The organism is Moraxella porci DSM 25326 (assembly GCF_002014855.1).
GTDB classification, from domain to species: domain Bacteria; phylum Pseudomonadota; class Gammaproteobacteria; order Pseudomonadales; family Moraxellaceae; genus Moraxella; species Moraxella porci.
Window position 1 is genome coordinate 334358 of record NZ_MUYV01000001.1, and the last position, 21021, is coordinate 355378.

Sequence of the window (21021 nt, forward strand, 5' to 3'; positions counted from 1 at the left end):
ATAATATTGCGTTTAATTGTTGATATAGAAGAAACTTTGTGAACAAAATTCCTGTCATTCATACACCTGATGTCAATAGCGTCACTCAAGCTAAAATCAATCTTTTGGGTATGTCAAAAGATGAGCTTGCCGCTTTTTTTGTCAGTATTGGCGAAAAGCCATTTCGAGCGACGCAGGTGATGAAGTGGATTTATCAATTTGGCGTGACTGATTTTTTTGAGATGACCAATATCTCAAAAAAACTGCAACAGCGTCTGCATGACACAGCTTGCGTTACACCACCGACGGTGAAATATAAGGAATTTAGCCAAGATGGCACGCGTAAGTGGGTGTTTGAGGTTGCTGGCGGTTCGCTGGTTGAGACAGTACTGATTCCAGCCGATGATAACAAGCAATTTGGGCGCAAGACTTTATGTATCTCAAGCCAAGTTGGCTGTGCTTTGGACTGCTCATTTTGTAGTACAGGTAAACAAGGATTTGAGCGTGATTTGACACCGAGTGAAATCATTGGTCAGCTATGGGTCGCCAACCAGTCCTACATGGAAGATGTCGCCCCGACCGAGCGTGAGAACCGTGTGACCAATGTCGTCATGATGGGTATGGGTGAACCGCTACTCAACTACGAGCCTGTGGTGGCATCGATGTCGTTGATGCTTGATGATCATGCGTTTGGCTTATCCAAGCGTCGTGTGACGCTCTCAACATCGGGCGTCGTGCCGAAGATGTATGATCTTGCCAAAGACATCGATGTGGCGCTTGCCATCAGTCTGCACGCACCCAATGATGAGCTGCGCAATGAACTGGTGCCGATTAACAAAAAATATCCACTGTCTGAACTCATCGCCGCCGCCAAAGCTTATGTCTATGATGAAAATCCCCGCCACAAAAAACATGTTACCATCGAATATGTGATGCTCGCAGGCGTGAATGACAGTGATGAGCATGCAAGACAGCTGGTGGCGTTGCTCAAAGATTTGCCAAGTAAGATTAATCTGATTCCGTTTAATCCATTTCCGCACGCACCGTATGACCGCTCAAGCAATAACCGCATCCATGCGTTTAGCAATATTCTTAATAACGCAGGCTTTGTCTGTACCATTCGTCAGACGCGGGGTGATGATATTGATGCAGCGTGTGGGCAGTTGGTCGGACAAGTGGCGGATCGCACACGCCGAGCCAAAAAATGGCAAGAAAGTATTGAAAGACGCCAACAATCCTGACTGGCTTGGGATTGATCCGTGGCGTCATACAGCCGTGCGCTTTGGTGGCATTGGTTGGCTTTAAAGATGGCTTGTGTTTTGGTGGCGGTCAGTGTTTTGGGGTTTTACAATGAGGTTGGTGATGCACCGTGCTAAGATGATGGTGATGCTGCCACTCTTGGCTGCCTGCCAAAGTATGCCGCCAGTATCCGCAGCTAAGCAGGATTTGGCGCGCATTCGCACCGAGATTGCGCTACAATATCTACAAGCAGGGCAGCTGGATCTGGCGATGCAGCAGACTCAGATGGCACTGGATGCAGATCCCAACCATGCAAAAGCCATCGGTGTGATGGCACGCGTGTACCAAAGTGATGGCAGTGTTGCCAATCTTGAAAAAGCACGCCAGCTATACCAAAAAGCACTGGCAATGGATGGTACGGATATGGCGCTGCATCACCAATATGCGATGTTTTTGACCGCCCAAAAAGAGTATCAGGCAGCGATTGAGCATTTTGGCATCGCAGGTGAGCATATCGGCTATGCGGATCGGGTGATTGCCTTGGAGAATTTGGCTTATCTTAAGGTCGAGCAAGTGCGTATGCTGCCCACAGATGCTCATTATCAGGCTGCCGTTTTGGCCATTGACCGCGCCATTAGTGCAGGCAGTCAGCTTGGTGATCAGATGCACCAGACGCTCAGTGCTTATTGGCTAAGTACGCATCAAAGCCATTAAATTCATTAACAAAACTAAAAAGCGTGAACAACTATGTCAGCACATAATCCAATCAAACGCCGTCCAACCAAAAAAATCCACGTCGGCAATGTCGCCATCGGTGGTGATGCACCGATCAGCGTACAGAGTATGACCAATACCAACACCTGCGATGTGGCGGCGACGGTGGCACAGATTCAGCGATGTGTTGATGCTGGTGCTGATTTGATGCGTGTATCCACGCCGACGATGGAGAGTGTGGCGGCCTTTGCTGACATCAAAAAGCAAGTCAGCGTGCCTTTGATCGCTGATATTCATTTTGATTATAAGATTGCTTTGGCGGTGGCGGATGCTGGCGCTGACTGCCTGCGTATCAACCCAGGTAATATCGGCAATGACGCCAAAGTGCGTGAAGTAGTGGCGGCTGCTCGCCATCATAATGTGCCGATTCGCATTGGGGTGAATGCAGGCTCGCTTGAAAAAGATTTACAAAAAAAATACGGCGAACCGACAGGCGAAGCGATGCTTGAATCAGCACTTCGTCATATTGATATTTTAGAAAAATTGGATTTTCAAAATTATAAAATCTCGGTCAAAGCATCCAATGTGTTTTTGACACTGGATGCCTATCGTCTGATTTCAGCGCAGATTGATAATCCGCTGCATCTGGGGGTGACTGAGGCAGGCGTGTACCGTACAGGCACGGTCAAATCGGCGATTGCATTGGGCGGTCTACTCTTGGATGGCATTGGCGATACCATGCGTATTTCGCTTGCTGCTGAGCCTGAAGAAGAGATTAAGATTGGCTTTGATATCCTAAAATCACTTGGCATTCGCTCAAATGGCGTGAATTTCATTGCGTGCCCTAGCTGCAGCCGTCAAGAGTTTGATGTCATCCGTGTGATGAATGAGCTTGAGGCACGCCTAGAAGATGTGCGTGAGCCGCTGGATTTATCGGTGATTGGCTGTAAAGTGAATGGGCCGGGTGAAGCCAAAGAAGCGACCATCGGCGTCGTCGGTGCTAGCCCAAATAGCCTGGTGTATCGTAATGGCGCCAAGAGTCATTTGATTGACACGACCAAGCTAGTCGATGAAATCGAAGCAATGGTACGAGCACAAGTCAAAGAAATCCAAGAAGCGCGCGCCAATGAGATTTTGCGTGTACAAGGCTGATTAAAATATTTAAAATAAGAAGGGTTACTAATGAGTAAAATTACCGCCATCAAAGGCTTTAATGATGTCTTGCCAAGCGATAGCCCAAATTGGCGTCGCCTAGAAGCCAAATTAATCGGTGTGCTAGACAGCTATGGCTTTAGCCAAATTCGCCTGCCAATCGTCGAAGAAACCCAGCTATTTGCTCGCGGTGTGGGTGAGGCGACCGACATCGTTGAAAAAGAGATGTACAGTTTTTTTGATAAAAGCGAACCACCAACCCCGCTGACGCTACGCCCTGAAGGGACGGCAGGTGCGGTGCGTGCCGTGGTTGAGCATAATCTGACTCGTGGCGATACGCCAAAATTATGGTACATCGGCCCAATGTTTCGCTACGAGCGCCCACAAAAAGGCCGCTATCGTCAGTTTCATCAGCTGGGCGTGGAGTGCTTTGGCAGTGAGCTGCCTGATGCTGATGCCGAGCTGATTGCGATGACGCATCGTATGTGGCAGGTGCTAGGCATCGACCATGAAGTGACTTTGCAACTAAATACCTTGGGCGAAGCCGATGAGCGTATGGCGTATAAGGCGGCATTGGTTGAGTATCTGACAGCACACAAAGACAGTCTGGATGAAGATTCACAGCGTCGTCTTGGCACCAATCCGCTGCGTATCCTGGATTCAAAAGATGACAAAACTCAAGCAATTTTGCAAAATGCTCCAAAGCTGGGCGAGTTTTTGGGTGAAGATAGCAAGGCGCACTTTGAGCAGGTGCAAGCATATCTGACAGCGCTTGGCATTGGCTTTGAGATTAATGAGAAGCTGGTGCGTGGTTTGGATTATTATAACAAGACCGTCTTTGAATGGGTGACGGATAAGCTTGGCTCACAAGCCACTGTCTGTGGCGGTGGTCGTTATGATGGCTTGATTGGTGTGATTAAGGGTAAGCCTGAGCAGTCAGAGCCTGCGGTGGGCTTTGCGATGGGGCTTGAGCGCTTGTTGCTACTGATTGATGCGGTGAATCCATTTGCACCGCAAAGCGACTGCGATGTCTTTGTGATCGCACATCCTGATTATTTTATCCACGGGGTGCAATATGCCAATGCGCTACGAGCAGCACAGCCTGCCTTGCGTGTCAAGATGGCAAGCGCTACAAGCCTAAAAGCGCAGATGAAAAAAGCAGACAAATCAGGTGCGGCGCACACCGTCATCATCGCCGAAGATGAAGTGGGCGCAGGTGAAATCACCGTCAAGAAGATGGCAACAGGAGAGCAGCATAGACAGCCGAATGGCTATTATTTTGGATAATTAGCGACAGTGTCACTGCGATATGCTATAATGGCTTGATATTAACTTTAGAGTATAACAATGACAGAAAATTCAAATAAGGCAGACTCGTCACTGAATGCATTAAAGCAGCATGGCGAGAAGATCATCTACGCTGTGCTAGTGGTGTTGGCGGTGTTTTTTGGTTGGCAATATTACCAAAAAAATTACGCCAAGATCGACACCGTCGCAGCGGATGCCTATACCAGCATCTCGACCCGTGATGAGCAGCTGCTACTATCTGCCAATAATCCATCACTGGATGATGCTGCCCAAAAGCAACTGGCTGATGAAGAAGCAAAACTGCTGACAGACATCGATGCACTGGTCGCGGAACATGGTGACACTGTCTATGCATGGCAGGCGCTGATGATCAAGGCGCGCCATCAGACGGATAATGACGACTTGGCAGGTGCGGTCACGACGCTCAATCAAGCAGCTGCGATTAATCTTGATGATGAAGGCCTACTTGCCATGACTAAGATTCGCTATGCGCGCGCAATGCTTGCGAATAATGACATCGATGGCGCGCTTGCGGTGGCAAATGAGAGTATGCCAGAGGCGTTTGAGCCATCACGCCAAGAGCTGTTGGGTGATGTGTATCTTGCCAAAAATGACAGTGAAAATGCCAAAAAAGCCTATTTGGCTGCTTGGGGTGTACTGCGTGAACGCCAAGAAAATCGCGCGGTATTGGCTTTAAAACTACAATCCTTGGGCGTGACCGTTGAACCGATTGAAGTGCCGATGGTTGTGGCGAATGATCCTGCCAATAATAATGCTGTGGCGACTGCAGAGGCAACCGTGGTTGAACAAGTGTCAGAGCCTGCTGACACCCAAACTACACAAAGCGGCAATCCGTGATTAGTAACGACATTTTATAATGAGCGATGATGACCATCGGCATCACCAGTTTTAATCAGTATTTATAAATTAAGGACATCTTATGTATCAGCGCTATATGAAAACAGCATTGGTCGTGGCTTTGGCAGTGGCGATGGTCGGTTGTGGCACCAAAAGTATCAAGCCCACCGAGCGTAAACCTGCTAAACTGACGAGTATCCAAGCACCAGTTTCAGTATTAAACCAGGTGGCGAGCGTGCGTTTGGATACAGGTAAATCCACTTTGGGTCGCAGTCGCGCCAAGGCAAAAGATGTCATTGACTTGCAGGTCGCACCAGTCGCCAATGGCTTTATCGCTGCCAGTCGCGGCGGTGTGGTCAGTGCTGTGATCAATGGCGCGACAGCATGGCAGCTGAATGTGGGTGATGCCATCACCAGTGCTGTTGGTATTGATGCTGCTGGCAGTGCTGCTGTCGTCGGCACACGCTCAGGCAAGATCATCGCCATCGATGCACAAACTGGCACACAGCGCTGGGCAGCAGATTTGTCCGCAAGCAGCCTTGCACCTGCATTGGTCATGAGTGATCGCGTGATCGTCACAACCAATGGTGGTGCAGCCATCGGCTTGGATATCGCCACAGGTAACAGCATTTGGCAATATCATACTCAGGCACCGAATACCAGCGTACGCGGCATGGCCAAGCCTTTGCAAATTGATGCGCGTACGGTATTGGTTGGTGCTTCTGATGGCCGCATTCATGCCATTGACAGCATCACAGGTGCGCCGCAGTGGGTGCGCCGTGTCGGTCTGGCCAGTGGCGTGGGTGAGATCAGTAAACTGCGCGATGTCGATGCTGCTCCGACCGTTGCTGGTAGTCATCTGTATGCTGCCAGCTACAGCGGTCAGCTTGCTGGATTTGACATGAGTACAGGTCGCACATTGTTCATCAGTGAGTTGGCCAGCGCAGATGCACTGACTGTGCTAGGCAGTGCCGTGATTGGCAGTAGTATTGATGGCGAGGTGGTGGCCTTTGATCGCTTAACAGGTGATCAGCTATGGCAAAATGATGAACTGAAGTATCGCGGTCTGACCAACCCTGTTACCATTGGCCAGCACATCGCCGTTGGTGATCAACAAGGTGTAATCCATGTGCTAAATGCCAGCGGCCAAATCATCAGCCGCGTCAGCACCAAAGGTGAGTTAACCAGCCTAAATGTAGTTAATAATCGGCTTTATGCACAGTCAACCGATGGGATTGTGAGTATTTATCAGTTCTAAGTTGATCTGCTGAGGCGCTCCTTTGCTGTCACATGATGGCAAAGGTTTTGCTGTTTTTAAAATTTATAAAGTTAAATAGATTTTGGCCAAACACATTGTAACACGGCCACTCAATGATAATTAAGAGAAGTTTATGAGCATCAAACCTGTCGTTGCCTTGATTGGTCGCCCCAATGTCGGCAAATCCACCTTGTTTAATCAGCTAACCAAAAGCCGTCAAGCCTTGGTGGCGGATTTGGCAGGCTTGACCCGTGACCGTCAATATGGCGATGCACACTTTGAGAATAAATCGTTCATCGTCGTTGATACTGGCGGTATCGGTGAGATGGATGATGGCACGGGCAATATCGATGACTACATGGCGACGCAGTCTTATACCGCCATCCATGAAGCGGATATTGTGGTGTTTGTCGTTGATGCTCGTGCAGGGATGATTGGCGCTGATAGTGAGATTGCCCGCTTTTTGCACAGTCTGGGTAAGCCAGTATTTTTGGTGGCGAACAAGATGGATGGCGTACATGAAGCGTCATCGGCAGAATTTTTTGCACTGGGTTTTGGTGAGCCATTCCCAATGGCGGCAAGCCATGGCAAGGGCGTCACAAATCTGCTCGAAGCGTTGACAGCTGATATGATCGAAGATGAAGAAGAGGATGAGCTTGATGATAAAGCGCTTAAGCTTGCCATCATCGGCCGCCCAAATGTCGGTAAATCAACACTGGTGAACCGCTTACTGGGCGAAGAGCGTGTTGTGGTCTTTGATATGCCGGGTACCACTCGAGATAGTATTTATATTCCCTTTGAGCGAGAAGGGCGAAATTATGTGCTGATTGATACCGCTGGCGTGCGTCGCCGTGGTCGTATCGATGAAAAAGTCGAAAAATTCTCAGTGGTCAAAACTCTTCAAGCCATCAAAGATGCCAATGTCGTGGTCGTGGTTATTGATGCCAAAGAAGGCATTGTCGATCAAGACTTGCATATGCTTGGTTATGCACTTGATGCAGGGCGTGCGATTGTCGTGGCGATTAACAAATGGGATGGTCTAACCCAAGACCAAAAAGACATCGTCAAGATTGAGATTGATCGCCGATTTAACTTCGTCCCATGGGTGAAAATTCATCTCATCTCAGCATTGTATGGTAATGGCGTGGGCAATTTGTATCCATCCATCCACAAGGCATATGATGCATCGATGTTTAAGGTGTCAACCAATCAGCTGACTCGTATCCTAGAAGATGCCGTTGCCAACCATCCACCACCGATGGTCTCAGGTCGCCGCATTAAGCTTCGTTATGCGCACCTTGGTGGGCATAATCCACCGGTAATTGTCATTCATGGTAACCAAACCCAAGCCTTGCCAAAGAGCTATCAGCGTTATCTTGAGAATGTCTATCGCAATGTATTTAAGCTTGAAGGTACGCCGCTTCATGTGGAGTTTAAGCAAAATGCCAACCCATATGAAGGCAAGAAAAATCCAGTAGTCAAAAACAAAGCCAAGCTGATGCGTGAGAAAAAACGCATTCAGAAGTTTAAGCGAGCTGAGAAAAAGCGTTGATTGGGTGTTAAATTAAAAAGAGTGGTCCTTGCACCACTCTTTTTAATTTATGGGTAGTCACCCACCCAATAGGCCTGATTGACAAAACCATCTCGATACATCTCACTAATCGGGCGATAACTACGTCGATGCTCAGGCAAGATGCCATAAGTCATGATGGCGGCCTTATGCACGGCGGTCAAATAGCCTTTATGACCTTCGATCCGATATTCTGGATACTGCTTGCCATATTCAATCATCTGCCGATCTCGATGTACTTTGGCAAGAATACTGGCACAGGCGATGGTCGTATGGGTTGCATCACCTTTGATCATTGTCTGCCGATGGTAGAATTGCACCCAATGATCATCAAATAGCGGGAACTCACTCCCATCGACCAACAGTAGGGTATCATCGGCAAGATCATGTTTGGCGATCAAGGTGGTCATTGCAAGTCGCATCCCAAGCATGGTGGCTTTTGAGATATTGATATCATCAATGACGGTTCGTGGTACATCGACGATGACATAATCAAGTGCCAATTCTTTAATCGGCTCAAATAAGCTTTCACGGCGTTTTTCGGTCAATTTTTTGCTGTCGTTGAGTAGCTTCAGCGGCGTAGTGCTCAAATCAATCTCGCCAAACAGCCCTGTCAGCTCATCAGGCAGTATCACCGCACATACCGTCATATTGGCAAATAACGCACCCCGACCCACTTCATCGACACCGATGACAAGCTGTGAGCCTGTGATTGGCTTGGCATCAGCTTTGGTGCTGATGGTACAAAGTTCATCCAATGTCATATTGCTTGACTGCCTTATGTTTGAAAAATTCATCAAGCACCGCCTGTGCAGGATTGGTGTGGCTATCGGCTCGCAGCGTCATGGCTGTTTGGTGTAGCAACGCAGTTTGCTTGCTGGTATCGGCCAAAATCATCTGTGCTTGTTCGCTGACCGCCATAGCTGTGGCATCAGCTTGGATTAGCTCAGGCACGATGGCTTGACCGATTTGTTGATGCGATAGGATGTTTGGCAAGCTGACATAGGGGATTTTTACCAGTCGTTTGGCGATGGCATAGGTGATAGCACTGACTTTGTACACCACAACCATTGGACGCTCAAGCAGTAGGCATTCAAGCGTTGCAGTCCCTGATGCCAGTAGTACCACATCACTGATATTCATACAGGCTTGGCTTAGTCCTAGGCTTGATGTGTACGAAAATTGACCATCATTATGCACAATATGAATACTATCGACCAGTTCACTGGCGTGGGTTTGGCAGTATGCTTGTACCAACTCGCTGTGTGCTTGGCTGACCACAGGTAAGATAAATTGGCAATTTGCCTGCTGATTTGCCAATAATTTGGCACTGTCAATCAATAACGGTAAGATGGCGTCAATCTCTGAAGTGCGAGAGCCTGCCATTAGGCAAATCACTTGTTTGGCGGCTAGTAGCCGTGCTAAATAGGGATACTGTGGCAGTGCAGTCATCAGCTCAGTGCGTTTATCGCTTAGACTTCTTGTGTCAGCGGATAGCTTGGCAAGTAGTGGATGACCGACACAGACGGCAGGGTGCTGATGCTTGGCATAGACACCAAGCTCAAAGGGGAATAGACACAGTACCAAATCGGTCGCCGCCTTGATGCCATGAATGCGATTTTCACGCCATGCCCAAACTGATGGGCTGACATATTGCACGCAATACACACCGCTTGGCTTAAGTACTTTACCCAATCTCAGATTAAAATCAGGTGCATCAATCCCGACAAACACATCAATCTTGGCATCATCAAACGCTGTCAAAATCTCTTTTTTGGCACGCAAAAGGTCTGGCAGATGCTTGACGACTTCCACCAGTCCCATCACTGATAGGCGAGACAGTTCAATCACAGAATGAAGTCCTTGTGCCGCCATCTGCACGCCGCCAACACCGACCCAGCGGATATTGGGGTGAATGGCGTTCATCTGCTGCATAAAATCAGCACCGAGTGCATCGCCTGAGACTTCGCCTGCGACGATACCGATGGTGAGTGGCTTGATGGGGAGTGTGCTCTGTGTCATAAAAAGACCTTCAAAAAGACTGGCTGTTATTGTAGCAGATTGCCTATTTTATGCAATTTTTATCCCAAATTTCTGTACAAGACAATACTCAAAATTATATATCAGTAAAACCTATCAAAACATAAGATAAAACATTGAATACATAAAGTTATTAAAACATAAGAAAAAACGATAAATAAAGCTTTTTTTATAAAAATAAACCGTTTTTCTTTTAAATAAAATTTTTGCATACTATGTAACAACAAATAAGTTACACAAAGTTGCAAAGCTACTAAGAAGCAAAAGGAGAAAGTCATGAAGCTAATCAGTGCAATCATCAAGCCATTCAAGCTTGATGAAGTCCGTGAAGGTCTATCAGAAATTGGCGTACAGGGCATCACTGCCACTGAAGTCAAGGGCTTTGGTCGCCAGCAAGGTCATACTGAGATGTATCGTGGTGCTGAATATGTCGTGGATTTTTTGCCGAAGGTGAAGATCGAAATCGCGACAACTGATGAGATGGTTGATCAAGTCATCGATGTGATTATGCAATCTACGAATACAGGTCGTATCGGCGATGGTAAGATTTTTGTCACACCATTGGAGCGAGTGATTCGCATCCGCACTGGTGAGATGGATGAAGCAGCGTTATAAATTCGGATAACAAATCAAATGCAAAAGGGGTAGCAAATGAAAGCGTTAAGAAAGTGGCAATCGGCCTTGATGGGGCTTGGACTGCTTGGAATGTCAAATGTGGCATTTGCCGAAGATGTCTTGGATACTGGTGATACCGCTTGGGTGCTGGTATCGACAGCGTTGGTGCTGATGATGACTTTGCCGGGGCTTGCACTGTTTTATGCAGGGATGGTGCGTAAGAAAAATATTCTATCGACCATGATGCACAGCTATGGTGCGACAGCGGTGGTGTCGGTGCTGTGGGTGGTGCTCGGGTATTCATTGGCATTCTCAGAAGGTAGCATGAATGCTTTTGTCGGCGGCTTTGCCAATGCGATGCTTGCAGGCGTTGGGCTTGATGATGTCAGTGGCACGATCCCTGTGATTTTGTTTGTGATTTTCCAATTGACCTTTGCGGTGATTACCGTGGCGATTTTGGCAGGTTCATTGGCTGAGCGTATCAAATTTGGTGCTTTTATGTGGTTCTCAGCAGCTTGGGTATTGCTTGTATATGCGCCGATTTGCCACTGGGTATGGGGTGGCGGTTGGCTGACTGGTGATGCGCTTGATTTTGCTGGTGGTACGGTGGTGCATATCAACGCAGGTGTGGCAGGTCTTGTATTGGCGGCATTGCTTGGTAAGCGTAAAGACTATGGCAAAGGCAATCTTGCCCCTGCAAACTTATCCTTGACATTGATCGGTGCTGGTCTTGTATGGGTAGGCTGGTTCGGTTTCAATGGTGGCTCGGCACTGGGTGCTAATGGCAGTGCAGCGATGGCATTGGTGGTCTCACAAGTGGCAGCGGCAATTGGTGCGATTGCGTGGATGGTGTGCGAATACTTCGCTCGTGGCAAAGCATCAGCACTCGGCGGTGCATCAGGTGCGATCGCAGGTCTTGTGGGTATCACACCAGCGGCAGGCTTTGTGGATGTGTCAGGTGCACTTGCGATTGGTGTGTTGACTGCGGTGGCGTGTTTCTTGATGATTCAGTACGGCAAGCGCCGCTTGGGTATCGATGACAGCCTAGATGCGTTCGGTCTGCATGGCGTTGGTGGTATCGTGGGTGCGGTCTTGACTGGGGTATTTGTCAGCACTGAGATTTATCCAGATGCGGCAAATGTCGATATGGCAACTCAGCTATGGCTACAAATCGAAGGCGTACTGGCTACCATCGCTTATAGTGCTGTGATGACTGCCATCATTGGTCTTGCGATCAAATACACCATTGGTCTGCGTGTTGATGCCGAAGATGAATATCAAGGTCTAGACCTAGCAATCCATGGTGAGAAGATTGCGGATTGATGTGAGTTAATACAAAACCCCAAAAGTGGATCGCTTTTGGGGTTTTGTTTATTCGATTATTTGACGGGTTTATTTTTCTTAAGTAGTACAAGCACCGCACCGTTGCCACCATCATTGGCAGGAGCAGAGACAAAAGCCATCACATCGCTGATTTGGCGTAACCAGCCATTGACACAGGTTTTGATGATGGCATCTTTGCCTTTACCATGGACGATTTTTACGACAGTTTCGCCATTTGATAGGGCATTGGCGATGATGGTTTGCACGGCAGTGCGAGCATCTTCGATACTTGAGCCATGCAGATCAACAGCATCATACCAGCGTAGTTTGCCTTGTTTTAATTGCTCAAAAATCTTGTTCTGAAGCGTTGGATTTTTGTACGACAAATAGGCTTCACCTGCCACAGGATTGAGCAGGGCTTGCATATCGGATAAATTGGCGCCAAGTAGCTCTTCACCACCTTCGGCAGCAGCACGACGGCGTAAGGCATTCTCATCTGCCTTGGTCGGGCGATGGCTGATGACGGCATCGGTTTTGAGCGGGGCGACGCCACTCATGGCTTGCATAAACAGCACTTTGTCTTCATCAATGGCATCATGATTATAGCGTTTGACTTCGCCAGCGACTTGTTTGGCGTTCATCAGACTCACAGGATCGATGGGTTTGCCCGTATCGTTCTCAGGCTTGGTGGATGGCTTGGCAAGATTTTTTAGATTATCACGAAATTCTTTGGATAATAAATCTTTAAAACTTGGATTGCTCATGGTGTGCTCGGTTGATTCAATGGATTGAAATTTAATCGGCGTATTATAACGCAAGAAGGGCATCAATGATAACGCAAAAACCGCCACGAATGACGGTTTTGCAGTTTATCTGCTATGATATGGATTGAAACTTATCAATCCAAATTAGCGGTTTGGCAGATGTTCTTTGACTTCTTTGGCGAAGCTACGCAGTGTCTCAACGGTCGCTTCCCAATCTAGGCAGCCATCAGTGACAGATTTGCCATATTCTAGCTGTGATAGGTCGGCAGGGATATTTTGACGACCGCCTTTTAGGTGGCTTTCGATCATCAGACCCATGATAGATTTGTTGCCTTTGGCGATTTGACCAGCGACATTATTGATGACCATGGGCTGTAGATAAGGATCTTTGCCACTGTTGGCGTGGCTGGCATCGATCATGATTTTGCCATTGGTTTTGCCTTTGGCAAGTTCATTTTCCGCTGCAGCGACGGCAGTTTCGTCATAGTTTGGTTTATCATTACCGCCACGCAATACGACATGGGCGTACTTGTTGCCTTTTGATTTGATGATGGCGACTTGACCATCGCTTGATAGACCTAGGAAGCTATGACCTGACTGCACCGCTTGCATGGCATTGACTGCAACTGTCATGCTGCCGTCGGTACCATTTTTGAAACCAACTGGGCAAGATAGACCAGAGCTCATCTCACGGTGCGTTTGGCTCTCAGTGGTGCGAGCGCCGATGGCTGACCAGCTGATCAGATCTTGCATATATTGTGGCGTGTTTGGATCGAGTGCTTCGGTGGCACAAGGCAGGCCTTTTTCGTTCAGCTCAAGCAGTAGTTTACGAGCGATGTGCAGACCTTTTTCGATATCGAAGCTGTCGTTCATATCTGGATCGTTAATCAGACCTTTCCAGCCAGTGGTGGTGCGTGGTTTTTCAAAATAGACACGCATCACGATGAATAGCTCATCTTTTAGCTCTTCGGCAAGTACTTTTAATTTATCAGCATACTCATGTGCTGCGACGGGATCGTGAATCGAGCAAGGGCCGACCACGACCAAGATACGCTTATCGATGCCATCTAGGATGTTTTGCACGACTTTACGGCCATTTAGTACGGTTTGATAGGCGGTATCAGATAGTGGTAATTCGGTTTTTAGGCTGCTAGGGGTGATCAGCGGAATGATTTTTTCGATGTTCACGTCGTCGATTTCTGTATGTTGTGTGGTAGTTTGGCTCATGATTGGCTTATCCGTCAGTGATGGGCGTAATGCCACGATTATTCAAAGCTAACATTATGCCTGTAGTTGGCTTGTATTACAAGTGTTAACAGGCGAAATTATGTATGAAAATATAACAATTAGTTATGAAAAATTTTTCTAAGCAAACCAACTGATTAATTTTTGAACAATTCTGTGAAATTTGCCAAAAACTTCCTGCAAGATTTTTGAGTAAGTAGTCGGGTTGTGGTATGATAGGCGGATTATTTTAATTTTTGGCGTGCATTTATGACAGCTTCTATTCCCACTTATGCAGACATTCAAGCCATCGTCGCTGACGACTTTGCGATCATGGATAAGCAGGTTTTTGGTAGTCTTAATTCAAAAGTACAATTGGTGATGAGTGTCTCAAAGCATGTCATCGATGCAGGCGGCAAGCGAATGCGTCCACTGATTACGCTCTTGACCGCACGAATGCTGGATGATGTGCAGAGCGAACAGGCGATGCAACTGGCGGCGATTACCGAGATGCTACATACGGCGACGCTGGTGCATGATGATGTCATCGATGCTTCAGGATTGCGTCGTGGTCGCCCAACTGCCAATGCAACTTGGGATAATGCCACAGCGGTCTTGGTGGGGGATTATCTGATTGCTCGCTCATTTAATTTATTAGTAGGTTTTAATAATCTACCACTGCTTAAGCTATTTAGTGATGGCACTTGTGATATTGCCGAAGGTGAAGTATTGCAGCTACAGCATCAGCACAATCCTGAGACGGTGGAAGCGGACTATCTACAAATCATCGATGGCAAAACTTCACGCCTATTTATGATGGCAACCAAAGGTGCTGCGATTTTGCAAGGTCGTGATGAGTATTTAGACGCACTTGGGGCATTTGCTTATCATTTTGGCAATGCCTTTCAGATGATTGATGATGTGCTTGATTTCACCGGTGATGCTGCGGTGATGGGTAAAAATTTGGGTGATGACTTGGCAGAAGGCAAGCCAACCTTACCCATCATCAAAACATTAGAAATCCTAAAAAATAACAACAGTGCAGAGTATGACAAACTGCGTATCGCTGTCCAAACTGGTAAAGTGGCTGATGCAGGCGAGCTGATTGCACTGGTGCAAGCTTCAGGTGCGTTGGATTATTGTAAGGCTCGAGCGCTCGAAGAAACCAAGCTTGCCCAAGAGGCACTGTCTAGCCTACCAAATAACCGCTACCGTGACGGCCTATATCAGCTGACCGAGCTTGCCAGCAGTCGTTTGGTGTGATTTTAAGTGGTAAATAGAGGTGATTTGGTTGAGTGATTTGCCGAATGGTTCAATGTGCCAAATCACCAAATTTACCACAGTATAATTCATCCGTCCTTAGGGGCGGATTTTTTTTAAACGCTCGATGCCAGAGGGATGATGTCCATCAAGCCAAAAGGATAGCACAGCAGCTGGCTGTCAGTCATCAAGATGGGAATGTGTCTGCCAAGCAGATCCACCAAGCGCTCATCGGCAGCATCCGCCAGATCCAACGCGCAGACTGTGGGCATCTGGGCGCAGACACTCAATGCAGTATGAATGATCGACTGCGCCTCATGGCACAGATGACAGCCGTCAGTACCAAGCAGATACCAAGCTTGCTCATCACTGCTTTGTAGTGCAGCCAAAATCTGATGGCGCAGCACCGAAAATTCGGTAGTCTCCATATGCCTTAGTACATACCGATCATGGCCAAGTTCGGTTAATAAAGCGATGGCATCAAAACTTAGTGGCTGGCTGGTAAGATATGGCGACATGCGATACAATCACTATACAAGGCGGTTTGGATGAGTTATGATAGACAACTGTTTGTTGGTATATAAAGGTATTGTAGCGTGTTTCGCTGGATTTTTAAATGGATAATTGCACCCTTATTGGTGCTGTTTTTGAGCTTTCATTTGATGGTGGCAGGCTTTTTGGTCTTATGGGGAAATACGCCTGTCGAAAATTCAGCATTCATGCTTTGGCATCGCTTGTCTGGAGGAGATGTCACTCAGTCGTGGGTGGATTATGATCGCATTGCCAAGTCAGCCAAGCAAGCCGCCATCGTCAGCGAAGATGCCAAATTCGTCAGCCATCACGGCTTTGATTTTGATAGCATTCAAGCAGCGATCGCAGCCAATGAAGCTGAAGGCGCAATCTCAGCAGGTGGCTCGACCATCAGTCAGCAGCTGGCCAAAAATCTGTTTTTGACCTCACACCGATCTTATCTGCGCAAGGGCGAGGAAGCCATCATCACGGTGATGATGGAGTCGATGTGGACCAAGCAGCGCATTTTGGAGGTGTATTTGAATGTTGCTGAATTTGGCGAGGGGATTTATGGCATCGAGGCGGCGGCGCAGCATTATTTTAACCGTTCTGCTGCTAAGCTCAACCGCGAGCAAGCGGCGCTGTTGATCAGTATGCTGCCCAATCCTAAATACTACGGCAAAAATATGAACGCCAAGCGCCTGCGCAATAAGCAGCGCATCATTTTGCGGCGCATGAATACAGCAGCGATACCGTGATGATGTGCTGATTGATCAAATTTGTCATCAAAGATTCATTGAATCTACTGGCAAATTTTTGTAAACTGAGCTTATGAATAGACGACCGATCAAACCAATTACACCAACCAAACATCACCTGCAGCGACGACCGCTCAGCTTGAGCATCGCTTTGATTATCGCCAGTTTTAGGAATGCCACTATGATTAACACCGCCAACGAAGTCTCAGCCAACCCAAGTAGTCCTGCTGCGCTGCCACTCACAGAGATTGAAAATCTGTTTGATGCGTCGGGTAATTTTATGCCCAACTGCTACATCAATCGCGATTTGTCAGCACTCAGATTTCAGCTGCGAGTTCTGGCGCAGGCGGCCAATGTGCATCATCCACTGTTGGAGCGCATGTTTTTTTTGACGATTTTTTCATCAAATTTGGATGAGTTTTTTGAGATCCGTGTGGCAGGCTTGCTCCAAAAAATGAAACAAGGTGATCAGGTCAGCAGCCTAGATGGTCGAAAGCCAAGCGAAATTTTGCAAATCATCAGTACCATCGCTCATCGTGCCGTGCGCGAGCAGTATCGAATGCTCAATGAAGACATCTTGCCTGAGCTTGCCAAGCATGAGATCCGCTATCTTCGACGCGATGAGCTGAACGATGAGCAGCGCGCTTGGGTGCGAGAGTATTTTTTTAGCCAAGTGATGCCAGTCTTGACACCGATCAGTATCGATCCTGCGCATCCATTTCCACGCTTGGTCAATAAATCGCTGAACTTCATCGTAAGCTTAGAGGGTAAAGATGCGTTTGGACGCGATATTAATCTTGCGATCGTGCCTGCACCGCGTTCATTGCCGCGCGTCATTCGCTTGCCTGATGAGCTGACTGATGGCAAAGAACACCATGTGATGCTCTCGGCAGTGATTCATGAAAATGTTGGCGAGCTATTTTTGGGCATGCAGGTCACAGGTTGCTATCAGTTTCGCTTGACGCGAAACGCTGATTTGGCACTGGCCGATGATGTTGATGACATTGCCAAAGCACTCGAAGGGGAGCTGGATAATCGCCGTTTTGGCCAAGAAGTGCGCTTGGAGGTGACCACAAATTGCCCACAAGAGATCAGTGACTTTTTGCTTGATGAATTTGAACTCAATGAATATCAGCTGTACCGTGTCAATGGACCGGTGAATTTGACCAGATTATTAACCAGCTTTGATCGTCCTGAGTTGAAATTTGCGCCATTTACCGCAGCGATCCCAAAAGCATTCCGCGATATCGAAAAAGGCGATACTGGCGCGATGTTTGCAGCGATCGCCAAACAAGATGTCTTGGTGCATCATCCATTTCATGCCTTTAGTCCTGTGGTGAATCTGCTCTGGCAAGCGGCCAATGATCCAAATGTCTTGGCCATCAAGCAGACCATTTATCGCTCGGGGGTAAACTCAGAGATCGTGCAAGCATTGGCAGAAGCAGCGCGAAATGGCAAAGAAGTCACCGCAGTGATTGAGCTGCGCGCGCGTTTTGATGAAGCGTCGAACATCGCTGTGGCCAATATGCTCCAAGAGGCAGGTGCGGTGGTCGTCTACGGGATCGTCGGTTACAAGACGCATGCCAAGATGATGCTGATCGTTCGCCGCGAAAATGGCAAAATCCGCCGCTATGCGCACTTAGGCACCGGCAACTATCATGCCGGCAATGCCAAAGCTTATACCGATTATGGATTGTTTACCGCCAACACGGAGGTGACCGAAGATGTCGCAGGCGTATTCCAGCAGCTGACAGGCATGGGCAGACCGCTGCCATCGAAGCAGATTTTGCATGCGCCATTTACCCTGCATGAGACTTTGTTAAGCTTGATCGATGATGAGATTAACCATGCTAAAGCTGGCAAAAAAGCGCGCATCATCATGAAGTTTAATGCCTTGACCGAGCGCAAGATCATCAATAAGCTGTATGAGGCCAGCATGGCAGGCGTGCAGATTGATTTGATCGTTCGATCGATTTGTTGTTTGCGCCCACAGGTGGTGGGCTTATCCGAAAATATTCGCGTGCGTTCAGTGGTGGGACGGTTTTTGGAACACACACGGGTGTATTATTTTGCAAATGATGTCGAAAATGGCGGCAGTGAGCGATTGTATTGCAGCTCGGCCGATTTGATGGATCGCAACCTATTGCACCGTGTCGAGGTGGCTTTCCCGATCCTTGAGCCTAAATTATTCAAAAAAATCTATGAAGATGGATTGATTAACTATCTAAAAGATGATGTCCAAGCTTGGCAGCTGTCAGGCACAGGCGAGTGGTATCCATTATCGACCACAGGCGGCACGCACGATGCCCAAAGATACCTACTTGAAAAGATTGCCTCATGAGCATCCATCTGTGTCCATGCGGATCAGCATTGGCCTATGATGACTGCTGCGCGCTATATCACCAAGGTCTTGCAGCCCCAAATGCTGAGGCTTTGATGCGTTCGCGTTACTGTGCTTATGTGCGAGAGGATATTGATTATATCATCGATACCACGCTGCCCATTCAGCAGCCACTGTTGGCGGTGGATGCCATCAGAGCATGGGCAGCCCAAACCAACTGGCAGCGATTGATGATTTTAAGCCACAACCCAAAGATCGGCAAAAGGCATGCACAGGTGCATTTTCGTGCGTATTTTATGGCGACAGACGGTGAACAGTGCCACGAAGAGCGCTCGGCGTTCGTACGAGTTGATGATGGCGAGGGTGAGCGTTGGTATTTTTTGGATCCAACTGTGCCATGCACCCATACTGGCAAACTGCCATGCCTGTGCGGCTCTAATGAACGATTCAAGGCCTGTTGTGGTAAATTTTTGGGCTAAATTGAGTTTTTTAAATCAGTAGATTGGCCATGATAAGCTGTTTGTCATCTAAAATTATGATAAAATAACAATTTTATCCAGTTTATTACTTTTATCATCCAAAAATACATTCAAAGGCGGCAACATGGCAGGCAATACGATAGGACAACTTTTCACCGTCACCACTTGTGGCGAATCACATGGCGCAGGCTTGATGGCCATCGTTGATGGTGTGCCGCCAGGTATGGCATTGAGCAGCGAAGATCTGCAAATCGAACTGGACCGCCGCAAACCTGGCACCTCCAAATTCGCCACTCAGCGAAAAGAAGATGATATTGTCGAGATCATCTCAGGGGTCTTTGATGGCAAGACCACGGGTACGCCCATTGGCCTTTTGATTCGCAACACCGACCAAAAATCCAAAGACTATGGCAACATCGCTGCTACCTTTCGCCCAAATCACGCTGATTATACATACACCATGAAATATGGGTTTCGGGATTATCGCGGTGGCGGCCGTTCGTCAGCGCGTGAGACAGCGATGCGTGTGGCAGCAGGCGCGATCGCCAAAAAGTACTTGGCCGAACGCCTTGGCATCGTCATCCGTGGTCATGTCACGCAGATCGGCAATGAAAAGGCACATCAGCTCGATTGGAATGAGGTGAATAACAATCCGTTTTTTTGTGGCGATATTGAGGCAGTGGCTCGCTTTGAAAAGTTGGTGACTTCATTGCGCGAAGAGGGTACCAGCTGCGGCGCCAAGCTTGAGATTTTTGCTGAAAACGTGCCTGTGGGTCTGGGTGAACCTGTCTTTGATCGGCTTGATGCTGACATTGCCCATGCGATGATGAGCATCAATGCTGTTAAGGGTGTTGAGATTGGCGATGGCTTTGCTGTGGCTGAGCAGTTTGGTCATGACAGCCGTGATGAGCTGACGCCCGAGGGTTTTAATGCCAATCACGCAGGCGGTATCTTGGGCGGTATTTCAAGCGGCCAAACCATCCGCGTCGCCATCGCTTTAAAGCCGACAGCCAGCATCACCACCGCAGGCAAGACCATCAATCTTGATGGCGAGGCGGTCGATGTCATCACCAAAGGCCGTCATGATCCCTGTGTTGGCGTGCGCGCAACCCCGATCGCTGAGGCGATGCTGGCGATCGTGTTGATGGATCATTATCTGCGTCATCGCGCCCAAAATGCCGATGTCGTACCGCCGCTTAAGCCGATCGCTTGATGGAGGTGTATGATGTTCTCTACAAATAAGCTTTTTGCGCTCATCATTGGTGCTGTATTTTTGGTGGGCTGTGATAACCCCCACATCCAACAAACCGCCAAAAACCTTGGCATCGATGAAGTGGGTAATCTGGGCAGTGAAATGCTGCTGACGACACTCAGAACCGAGTGTGAAAATCAGCTGAATAATAATGCCGCCTTCACCGATCTGATCTTAACAGCCGAACAAAAGGCCAATCTGTGCCAATGTACGGGCGACGAAATCAAAACCACACTGTCGTCCGAAGCTTTATTGTCGATCGTAAAACAAGGCAGCATCGACAGCCAAGTGATCATCGATAAAGTGGCAAAAGCAATGGCGATCTGCACCAGCCGCGATCCTAAGGTTGATACCGTCAACCCAAATGAGGTATGAGC

The 21021-nt window shown here is 48.0% G+C and carries 19 protein-coding genes and 1 pseudogene; 15 read left to right on the forward strand and 5 right to left on the reverse strand.

The features are described from left to right. Positions 1-38 precede the first annotated feature (38 nt). The 7 genes from rlmN (at position 39) to der (ending at position 8060) form a co-directional block, all read left to right on the forward strand. Positions 39-1220 carry a 23S rRNA (adenine(2503)-C(2))-methyltransferase RlmN gene (rlmN, locus tag B0681_RS01595; protein WP_078316989.1) on the forward strand — a complete coding sequence of 394 codons (1182 nt, stop codon included), beginning with the start codon at positions 39-41 and terminating at the stop codon, positions 1218-1220. A 109-nt stretch (positions 1221-1329) separates the two neighbouring features. Then, a complete protein-coding gene (locus B0681_RS01600) occupies positions 1330-1932 on the forward strand; it encodes a hypothetical protein (RefSeq protein WP_143821211.1) in 603 nt (200 codons plus the stop codon). Positions 1933-1965: 33 nt separating this feature from the next. After that, on the forward strand, positions 1966-3084 hold the full coding sequence (gene ispG, locus B0681_RS01605; RefSeq protein WP_078316991.1) for a flavodoxin-dependent (E)-4-hydroxy-3-methylbut-2-enyl-diphosphate synthase: 1119 nt from the start codon (positions 1966-1968) through the stop codon (positions 3082-3084). A 30-nt stretch (positions 3085-3114) separates the two neighbouring features. After that, complete coding sequence (hisS, locus tag B0681_RS01610) at positions 3115-4371, forward strand: histidine--tRNA ligase (RefSeq protein WP_078316992.1); 1257 nt, start codon at positions 3115-3117, stop codon at positions 4369-4371. A gap of 60 nt (positions 4372-4431) precedes the next feature. Beyond that, on the forward strand, positions 4432-5250 hold the full coding sequence (locus B0681_RS01615; RefSeq protein ID WP_078316993.1) for a YfgM family protein: 819 nt from the start codon (positions 4432-4434) through the stop codon (positions 5248-5250). Positions 5251-5332: 82 nt separating this feature from the next. Continuing rightward, positions 5333-6508, forward strand: a complete 1176-nt coding sequence (bamB, locus tag B0681_RS01620) for an outer membrane protein assembly factor BamB (protein ID WP_078316994.1) — start codon at positions 5333-5335, stop codon at positions 6506-6508. A 133-nt stretch (positions 6509-6641) separates the two neighbouring features. Then, positions 6642-8060 carry a ribosome biogenesis GTPase Der gene (gene der, locus B0681_RS01625; protein WP_078316995.1) on the forward strand — a complete coding sequence of 473 codons (1419 nt, stop codon included), beginning with the start codon at positions 6642-6644 and terminating at the stop codon, positions 8058-8060. Positions 8061-8107: 47 nt separating this feature from the next. Here the strand turns inward: der and B0681_RS01630 are convergent, their stop codons facing one another. Both B0681_RS01630 and lpxB read right to left on the reverse strand, forming a co-directional pair. After that, complete coding sequence (locus tag B0681_RS01630; protein ID WP_228143825.1) at positions 8108-8842, reverse strand: ribonuclease HII; 735 nt, start codon at positions 8840-8842, stop codon at positions 8108-8110. Next, positions 8829-10100: a lipid-A-disaccharide synthase gene (gene lpxB / locus B0681_RS01635; RefSeq protein WP_078316996.1), complete on the reverse strand. Its 1272-nt coding sequence runs from the start codon at positions 10098-10100 to the stop codon at positions 8829-8831. The genes B0681_RS01630 and lpxB overlap by 14 nt, the downstream gene beginning before the upstream one ends. Before the next feature lie 294 nt (positions 10101-10394). Between lpxB and glnK the strand changes: the two genes are divergently transcribed. Together glnK and B0681_RS01645 are read left to right on the forward strand one after the other, a co-directional pair. Continuing rightward, the gene (glnK, locus tag B0681_RS01640; RefSeq protein ID WP_078316997.1) at positions 10395-10733 is read left to right on the forward strand and encodes a P-II family nitrogen regulator; all 339 of its coding nucleotides are present in this window, start codon (positions 10395-10397) and stop codon (positions 10731-10733) included. Positions 10734-10844: 111 nt separating this feature from the next. Beyond that, positions 10845-12056 (forward strand): annotated as a pseudogene (locus B0681_RS01645) (ammonium transporter); the annotation flags it as partial. Positions 12057-12112: 56 nt separating this feature from the next. On the opposite strand, the gene B0681_RS01650 reads toward B0681_RS01645, so the two are convergent. Both B0681_RS01650 and B0681_RS01655 read right to left on the reverse strand, forming a co-directional pair. Then, positions 12113-12820, reverse strand: coding sequence for a Smr/MutS family protein (locus B0681_RS01650; protein WP_078317218.1), 708 nt, complete (start codon positions 12818-12820; stop codon positions 12113-12115). A 144-nt stretch (positions 12821-12964) separates the two neighbouring features. Continuing rightward, positions 12965-14047: a 3-deoxy-7-phosphoheptulonate synthase gene (locus tag B0681_RS01655; RefSeq protein WP_078317219.1), complete on the reverse strand. Its 1083-nt coding sequence runs from the start codon at positions 14045-14047 to the stop codon at positions 12965-12967. A 267-nt stretch (positions 14048-14314) separates the two neighbouring features. Between B0681_RS01655 and B0681_RS01660 the strand changes: the two genes are divergently transcribed. Beyond that, positions 14315-15307 (forward strand): polyprenyl synthetase family protein, encoded by a 993-nt coding sequence (locus tag B0681_RS01660; protein ID WP_078316999.1) that lies wholly within the window; start codon positions 14315-14317, stop codon positions 15305-15307. Between the two features lie 113 nt (positions 15308-15420). Here the strand turns inward: B0681_RS01660 and B0681_RS01665 are convergent, their stop codons facing one another. Continuing rightward, positions 15421-15822, reverse strand: coding sequence for a hypothetical protein (locus B0681_RS01665; protein ID WP_078317000.1), 402 nt, complete (start codon positions 15820-15822; stop codon positions 15421-15423). Positions 15823-15900: 78 nt separating this feature from the next. Between B0681_RS01665 and mtgA the strand changes: the two genes are divergently transcribed. From mtgA to B0681_RS01690, 5 genes are all read left to right on the forward strand, one after another. Beyond that, positions 15901-16572 (forward strand): monofunctional biosynthetic peptidoglycan transglycosylase, encoded by a 672-nt coding sequence (gene mtgA / locus B0681_RS01670; protein WP_078317001.1) that lies wholly within the window; start codon positions 15901-15903, stop codon positions 16570-16572. 181 nt (positions 16573-16753) lie between these two features. Then, positions 16754-18913 (forward strand): polyphosphate kinase 1, encoded by a 2160-nt coding sequence (ppk1, locus tag B0681_RS01675; protein ID WP_078317002.1) that lies wholly within the window; start codon positions 16754-16756, stop codon positions 18911-18913. After that, the gene (locus tag B0681_RS01680; protein ID WP_078317003.1) at positions 18910-19392 is read left to right on the forward strand and encodes a YchJ family protein; all 483 of its coding nucleotides are present in this window, start codon (positions 18910-18912) and stop codon (positions 19390-19392) included. Before ppk1 ends, B0681_RS01680 begins: the two co-directional genes overlap by 4 nt. 124 nt (positions 19393-19516) lie before the next feature. After that, on the forward strand, positions 19517-20605 hold the full coding sequence (aroC, locus tag B0681_RS01685; RefSeq protein ID WP_078317004.1) for a chorismate synthase: 1089 nt from the start codon (positions 19517-19519) through the stop codon (positions 20603-20605). Between the two features lie 9 nt (positions 20606-20614). Then, positions 20615-21019 (forward strand): hypothetical protein, encoded by a 405-nt coding sequence (locus tag B0681_RS01690; RefSeq protein WP_143821212.1) that lies wholly within the window; start codon positions 20615-20617, stop codon positions 21017-21019. The last annotated feature ends 2 nt before the right edge of the window (positions 21020-21021 follow it).